Origin of the sequence: Treponema sp. (genome assembly GCF_017430385.1) — a bacterium.
Classification (GTDB): Bacteria; Spirochaetota; Spirochaetia; order Treponematales; family Treponemataceae; genus Treponema_D.
On record NZ_JAFRNB010000162.1, the window covers coordinates 1 to 7,545 of the forward strand.

6 protein-coding genes and 2 pseudogenes are annotated in these 7,545 nt (G+C 43.7%); 2 read left to right on the forward strand and 6 right to left on the reverse strand.

The genetic code is table 11. From position 1 onward, the window contains the following. The 3 genes and pseudogenes from IJJ71_RS12440 to gltX all read right to left on the reverse strand — a co-directional run. On the reverse strand, positions 1-251 hold a 251-nt coding region (locus IJJ71_RS12440), incomplete at its 3' end, for a hypothetical protein (RefSeq protein WP_296847460.1). After that, positions 251-478, reverse strand: a pseudogene (locus IJJ71_RS15025) (hypothetical protein); the annotation flags it as partial. The pseudogene IJJ71_RS15025 and the gene IJJ71_RS12440, both read right to left, overlap by 1 nt. Positions 479-482: 4 nt before the next feature. Continuing rightward, entirely contained in the window at positions 483-2,054 is a 1,572-nt protein-coding gene (gene gltX, locus IJJ71_RS12450; protein ID WP_296847463.1) for a glutamate--tRNA ligase, read from the reverse strand. Positions 2,055-2,244: 190 nt separating this feature from the next. Here gltX and IJJ71_RS12455 point away from each other — a divergent pair, with 190 nt between their 5' ends. Continuing rightward, a complete protein-coding gene (locus tag IJJ71_RS12455; protein WP_296847464.1) occupies positions 2,245-2,694 on the forward strand; it encodes a hypothetical protein in 450 nt (149 codons plus the stop codon). A 58-nt stretch (positions 2,695-2,752) separates the two neighbouring features. Here IJJ71_RS12455 and IJJ71_RS12460 read toward each other — a convergent pair whose 3' ends face one another. From IJJ71_RS12460 to IJJ71_RS12470, 3 genes are read right to left on the reverse strand one after another with little or no spacing between them, the layout of a single operon-like run. Beyond that, positions 2,753-3,538 carry an ABC transporter ATP-binding protein gene (locus IJJ71_RS12460; protein WP_296847465.1) on the reverse strand — a complete coding sequence of 262 codons (786 nt, stop codon included), beginning with the start codon at positions 3,536-3,538 and terminating at the stop codon, positions 2,753-2,755. A gap of 11 nt (positions 3,539-3,549) precedes the next feature. Then, complete coding sequence (locus IJJ71_RS12465; protein ID WP_296847466.1) at positions 3,550-4,464, reverse strand: ABC transporter permease; 915 nt, start codon at positions 4,462-4,464, stop codon at positions 3,550-3,552. Positions 4,465-4,517: 53 nt separating this feature from the next. Further along, positions 4,518-6,728, reverse strand: coding sequence for a SpoIIE family protein phosphatase (locus IJJ71_RS12470; protein WP_296847467.1), 2,211 nt, complete (start codon positions 6,726-6,728; stop codon positions 4,518-4,520). A gap of 227 nt (positions 6,729-6,955) precedes the next feature. Here IJJ71_RS12470 and IJJ71_RS12475 point away from each other — a divergent pair. Then, a pseudogene (locus IJJ71_RS12475) lies at positions 6,956-7,545 on the forward strand (phosphoenolpyruvate carboxykinase (GTP)); the annotation flags it as partial.

Sequence of the window (7,545 nt, forward strand, 5' to 3'; positions counted from 1 at the left end):
AGAGAATGTGCTGCCAATCCGCCCTTTACATTTCCGTGAAAGCGCGTGCTTGCCGGGCTTGTCCAAAAATCGTGGCTTTCCATCCATTCTTTAAGGGCTGAAAGCTCGGTTTTGTCTTCGATTACGAAATCTGCCATTTTGAGCACAGTTTCTTTGACAAGCTCAGCTGAGAAAGTTCCATCTTTTTGAATCGGCTGCTTCTCGTCAAAAAATGCAAGAAGCGCGCCGACTTGTGATTTAAGTTTTTCCATTAGAGAGTTGCGATAGTTCGCTCGATTCGTGCCAAAGATTTCTCTTTGCCCAAAACTGCGATCGAACCGATGAGCGGTGGAGAAACGCGGCTTCCTGTTACAGCCATACGAACTGGCATGCGACGCACAAGTGCGCCGCGCACTGATAGGAAGTTTATTTTACGACTGCGCTTACGCGCAGTGCGTGTCATAAAGTCACCGAGTTTGATTCCAAGCCCTTCAGTTTTTTCATTACAAAGTTGCTATAGTTCGTTTAACACGTTCTATAGATTTTTCTGTTCCCAATACAAGAATAGAACCGATAAGAGGTGGAGAAACCCTGCTTCCTGTTACAGCCATACGAATTGGCATCATGAAATCACCGAGCTTCACCCCAATTTTTTCAGCTGTATCTTTAGCCAACTGTTCGGCTGCTTCATGGTCAAGAGACGGCAATTTTTCGATAAAGTTGATTGCGTTCTCAAGAACTTCTTTTGTTTTTGCCTGGTCGAGCTTTTTAGGAACAAGCTGCTCAACAGGTGGAACTGCTGGCTCTGTGAACATGAAGTGAACCATCTCAGCTGCTTCTGTGAGGAACTTGAGTCGCTCCTGAATGAGTGGCATGAGACCCATTAGTGTCTTTTTGACATCTGCGCTGGTCATGTTCATTGATTTGTCTACGCAGTAAGGCTCTCCGTCTTCGCCCATTGCAACGCCTGAGAATTCTGGGCCAACATTTGGTTTTGGCTGCGGGTTCTCAGGGTTGATTTCAAGAGTTGCATCTCCTGTTCCTGTGATGAACGGAAGTGTCCATTTGTAAAGCTCTTCCGTTGAAAGCTGGCGGATATAGTTTGCGTTGTAGAATTCGAGTTTTTTGTAGTCGAATACAGCCGGAGCTTTGTTGAGGTGCTCAAGCTTGAATCGCTCGGCAAGTTCGTCCAATGTGTAGAAATCGCGGCCTTCCTCGTATGAGCAGCCCAGCAAAGCAACATAGTTTACGATTGCCTGTGGCAAATATCCTCGTGCGCGGAACTCGTTCAAAGAAGTTGAACCGTGTCGTTTTGAGAGCTTTTTGCCGTCTGAACCGTTTACCATTGGCAAGTGACAGAATTCCGGGTGCTCCCATCCGAATGAACGGTACATCTGAACGTGGAGTGGAGTAGAAGGAATCCATTCTTGAGCGCGCATTACATGAGTGATTTTCATGAGATGGTCATCAACGATGTTTGCCAGGTGATATGTCGGGAATCCGTCTGATTTGAGCAAAACTGGATCCGGAGAAATGTCTTCGTTTTTCCATGTGATGTCGCCGAGCAAGTGGTCGTGGAAAGTTGTCTCGCCTTCAAGAGGTACTTTGAGACGGATTACATAAGGCTTTCCGGCGTCAAGGTTTGCCTTTACTTCCTCTGGAGTGAGGTGACGGCAGTTTCGGTCGTATCCAGGAGCCATTTTGTTTTCTGTCTGGATTTTTTTGATTCGCTCCAAACGCTCTGAGTCACAGAAACAGTAGTAAGCCTCGCCTTTTTTGACAAGCTCTTCTGCATATTTTTTGTAAAGTTCGAATCGCTCTGACTGAACATAAGGACCGTATTCGCCGCCTTTTGAGCCGCCTTCGTCCCATTCGATTCCGAGCCATGCCATTGTGTCATAAAGGTTCTGGACATATTTTTCGTCGTAGCGGGTGCGGTCTGTGTCTTCAAGACGAAGAATGAATTTGCCACCCTGGCTTCGTGCGTAAAGATAATTGAAAAGGGCTGTGCGGACGCCACCGATGTGCTGCATTCCTGTTGGTGACGGTGCGTATCTAACTCTTACATCTGACATAAAAATTCCTCTATAAAATAAAAATTTCTTATCTATTATAATGAATTGAGTTGTAATGTTCCACAGTTTTAAGAAAGATTGCGTTCCCAAAACACCGATATAATCTTTCTTAAAAATAATTAAAATAAACTTTTACATTTTCGAATATCGTGTTATAATATTCTTGTGGGAGTTATCATAGGAGAATATTATGTTTAAGAAATTGACTGCACTTTTTATCGCATTCTTCATCTTTACGGCTTTTGCCTTTTCTCAGGCAAAAAATCAGACAAAAATCAAAGGTTTGGAAGATGAAAATTATAGTTGGTATGAATTCAAGGCAAAACGACTGGGCAAGAGTTTTAAATTCTACGCGTTCAAGAACGACACTCAGCGCGACAACCGAACAATTCAGCTTTTCAAAACATCTGGCTGGGGTATGGGTCCAAATGAGACAATCACCGAGTTTTACAACTTTAACGGTGGCGAAATCACCAAAACTTGGGACGAGCAGCTTAAGCCTACAATGAAAAAGGAAGGCTACAAATACGCATTCACTACATACCGCACTACAGACAAAGACAACACCACAATTTATCTTTACACTTTCTACTACGATCCTGATTCTGATAACTTGTACATGTTGCGCTCTGTAAAATAAGGTGCAAAAAAAATGGCCGCCAAAAATCGGTGGCCATTTTTTTTTGCTAATTTTTTTATTATCCAAGCATAACCCGGTCGTTCAAATCTCCCGCCTCACTGAACTTGGCGAGCAAATCTTCAACCTTCAGATTCTTTTTTTCTTCTCCACGGACATCGTACACAATATGGCCTTTCATCATCATAATCAGTCGGTTGCCATACTGAATTGCATGCCTCATGTTGTGTGTTACCATGAATGCCGTGAGCTTATCCTGCTCAATGAACTTTTCTGTAAGCTCAAGAACTTTTGCAGCCGTTTTTGGATCAAGGGCTGCGGTGTGCTCGTCGAGCAAAAGAAGTTCCGGCTTTTTAAGAGTTGCCATGAGAAGAGTGAGCGCCTGTCTTTGACCGCCAGAGAGAAGCCCGACTTTGCTTGTGAGCCGGCTCTCAAGGCCAAGATCGAGCATAGCGAGTTTTTCGCGGTAAATTGCTTTTTCTTCCTTTTTGATACCCCAGCGCAGTGTTCTTGTGCTGCCACGGCGAAGTGCCATCGCAAGATTCTCTTCGATTTCCATGTTTGCGGCAGTGCCTGTGAGTGGGTCTTGGAAAACCCGGCCTAAAAATGCTGCTCTTTTGTATTCCGGCATATCTGTTACATCGCGGCCGTTGAGCTTGATTGAGCCTGTGTCACAAGAATGAACGCCTGCAATCAAGTTGAGGAGAGTTGATTTTCCGGCTCCGTTTCCGCCGATGATTGTTACGAAATCGCCGTCCTCAAGCTTGAGATTTATGTCGTGAAGGGCTTGTTTTTCTGTGATTGTTCCTGGATTGAAAGTTTTTGATACATTTGTAATTTCAAGCATTTTTTATCTTCCTATTTTGCAAGTACCTTTTTAGGCGCAATCTTGTGCTTTAATACAGGAATTGCGAGTGCGATTACGACGATGATTGCCGTGAGCAATTTGAGGTCTGATGATTTGAGACCGAGCTGAAGGACAACCGCAATTATAAGCCGGTAAACGACTGAGCCGAGTAAGATTGAGAGCAAAGTTATATAGAATGAGAACCGTTTGTTGAACCATGCGAAAATGCTTTCACCCAAAATGATTGAAGCCAATCCAATTACGATTGCGCCTGTTCCCATGCCGACATCACCGTAGCCCTGCTGCTGTGCGACGAGCGCGCCTGAAAGAGCAATCAATCCGTTTGAGAGCATAAGACCCATGAGCTTGATTTTGTCGGTGTCAACGCCCATTGCCCGAACCATCTTTTCGTTGTTGCCTGTTGCTCGAAGACATGAGCCAAGTTCTGTTCCCATGAACCAGTAAAGCAAGGCAATCAGTGCGATTCCGAAAATAACTCCGACGATAAAAGAAGCGATGTTCGGTGTGATTCCAAACTGATCCTGCATTTTTGTCATTACGGTGTCGATTCCGAGAAGTGGTGTATTTGAACGACCCATGATACGGATATTAATAGAATAAAGTGCAATCATCGAAAGAATTCCGGCCAAAATTTCGTGAATCTTAAGCTTTGTGTGCATGATTCCGGTTGCGAGGCCCGCGATTAAGCCTGTAAAAAATGAAATGAAAACTGCAAGAAGCGGATTCATGCCTTTTGTGACCAGAATTGCGCATGTTGAGCCGCCGAGGGCAAAAGAACCATCGCATGTCATGTCCGCGATGTTAAGGATTCGGAAAGTGAGATAAACGCCGAGGGTCATGATTCCCCAGAGCAAGCCTTGTGCTACAGCTCCCTGTGCGGCACCTAAAATACTTAAGATATTCATAATGGAATGATTCTATCAAAAGATTCAAAAAATTGCTACATGGCCAAAAAGTGCTAATCCTCTTTTTGTTCAGGCTCGTCCGGCACTTCTTCTAGCTCTTCAAACTGCTCCTCGTAGATTTCAACATCTTCGTGTTCGGCATCATTTACGAATTCGCTTGGATTCTTTCGCTTGGCAATGATAATCGTAAGGTCATCATCAAATTCTTTGTATTCAGTGAACAACTCCAGCTGTTCTATTATGAGACCGAGAAGTTCGTCCGCGGATTTCGCATGATTTTCCTTGATGATTTTCTTGATAGTTTTTAGTCCGAACTGCTCCTGTTTTTGATTCGTAGCTTCAGTGAGACCGTCTGTATATAATAGAAGAATATCGCCTGTTGACATCACAAAATTTGAGCGCGCAAAAGATACTTTGATTCCTCTCATACCGATTGCGCCATAATGTTCTTTGCCATCGTTGCCTTTTAGCTCAAAAACTTCGTTGTCGATGAGACTGTATTTGAGCGGATAAGGATGGCCTGCATTTCCAAGCTCTACCTTGCATTTTGACGGAGCTTCGCTGTCATCAAAACTGCACAAGATTCCTGTCATGTAATTGTCGATATCACCTTTTTCATAAAGAATCATGTTGTTGATTTTCGTGAGTATTTTATCTACATGTTCCTTGCGCCTGAAACCTGTCTGGAAGAGCCTTGAAATGATATTCTTTGAGAGCATTGTTACAAGGCTTGCTGAAAGTCCGTGGCCGGAAACATCGAAAAGCGTGATTCCGTTGAGAGTGTCGTTGAAACTGTAATAATCGTAGAAATCACCGGAAACTTTTGAGCGCGGCGCGTAGCAGACTGCAATTTCCCAGCCCCGGAAGCGGATGTTTGGCTTAGGCAAGAATTTTCGCTGCACGAGGGAAGCCATTTCCAAATCCATGTCGGAGCGGTGCTTGTCCTTTTCGAGCCGTTCGTTGAGAACCGAGAGCGCGTTGTTTGCTTCTTTTAAATCTATTGTGCGCGATTCAACTTCTTCTCGAAGATGTGACGAAAGCTTCTCATTGTTTTTGTACATCTTGCCGAATCTGTTGGCCAAAAGAATGATGAATATGACGATTGAGCTTTGCCAGCCGAAAGTAAAGAAATAAGGATAGGCCCAAGTATTGTCATAAGCACGCACGATTGCATCGATTGTAATTCCAATGAAAAATGGTGTCAGACCAATAAGAAGCAAAATGGATCTTTTTCTGTATTTTTTTATAAGAATATGCTTTACAAGACCGTAAATGCCAATTGTAACCTGAATTCCGACAAGGCTCATCATAAATGGGGAAACTTTTATCAGGAAACTGTAGCTCGTGGCAAAGATAGTAGGAATTACCTGAATCAAAAGAATGGCTTGCTGTACAATTTTTACTGGAAATGGATGTTTTGCGTCATAAAAATAGGAAGCAAAAAGTGTTGTGAGATAAACCGCCACATATCCGGGAATGCAGAATGATATTTTTGCGAAAGTGAGGTGAGAAATCATGTCTGTCGTGTATACAGGGAGTTCTGTGCCGAAAAAATATGTGTTGAGCAAGGCGGTGGAAAGATTGAGGAACGCGAAAACAAGATATTCTTTGAAACTACGAAGGTTTGCCCAGAGAATAAGGTAAAGAATGAATGTGAAGAACATGATTCCGAAAAGAAGCATGTAAATGCGGGCATTTATGAAATTTATTTTTTCGTATTTTGGATATGAGAACTGCGGCGGTTGAATTGTTATGTGGCTTGATATGCCTGCGTCGCCCTGAACGAACACTTTGATAAAGATTGTGTTTTTGCCTTCCTGTTTTAAGACATTTTGAGGGAAGTTGAAAAAGTGCGCCATAAAGAGGGTTGAACGCTCATTTGGCGGGAAAGAGCCGTCCTGCCTTATCATGACATTGTTGCAATAAACTTGATCCGCAAAGCGAAGATGCGGAATGACCATGGCAAGAGCTGCATTTCTGTAGTATGGCGGAATCTCGAAGTCCGCCCTGAGCCAGACAAAATGCCTGTCCTTGCCAAAAACATGCATGAGATTATGCTCGGAATAATCGTCGAGTTTTTTGAATTCGCCGGCATTTTTGAGCGCATCGCCCAAAGTTGACTCTAGCGTTGACTCCCAGTAATAAAAATTCCTTCCGATTTCAATGGGCGGCGGTTCTTTTTGCCCGCAGGACAAGAGGACAGCGCAAGTCAGAATGAGAAAAAATAAAGCTGTTGTATTTGCGAGTTTTTGTCGCAGACGCATACAATAATTATAACATACAAAAGAAAGAAATTACAGAAAAATTTATGAAATTTTGGGGCTTGGGGCGGCAGCCCCAGGAGAAGGGGGTGTGGGTGAAAGCGAAGCTTGAACCCCAGGGGGAAGGCGGTTCCCCCACGCCCTTCTCTGATTTTTGATTTTTTCCACTTCACTTTTCCAAAAAACCGTGGTATAATTTTTGTCAAATCGAACTTTTAAGGAGCGATATAATGACACTTGATGAAATCAAAAACCCTAAAATCAAAGCATGGGTTGAAGAATGTGTTAAGATGTGTGAACCAGACAGCGTTTACGTTTGTGACGGTTCAACTGAAGAGTATGACCGATTGATGAAAAAATGCGTCGATGCTGGTCTCGCAACTCCACTTGCTAAAAAGCCGAACAGCTTCTTGTTCCGCTCACTCCCATCAGACGTTGCACGCGTTGAGGGCCGAACATTCATTTCTTCTGTTAAACAGGAAGATGCAGGTCCAACAAACAACTGGATTGACCCGGTTGAGCTCAAGGCAACAATGAAGGGCTTGTACAAGGGCTGTATGCACGGCCGCACAATGTACGTAATTCCATTCTGCATGGGTCCACTCGGCTCACCAATCTCAAAGAACGGTATCGAGCTTACTGACTCTGAGTACGTTGTTCTCAACATGGACATCATGACTCGCGCAGGCAAAAAAGTTCTCGACATCATCGGTACAGACGGTGAATTCGTTCCTTGTTTGCACTCAGTTGGTAAACCACTCAACAACGGCGAAAAAGACAACGGCATCTGGCCTTGTGCAGACGTTGAGCACAAATATAT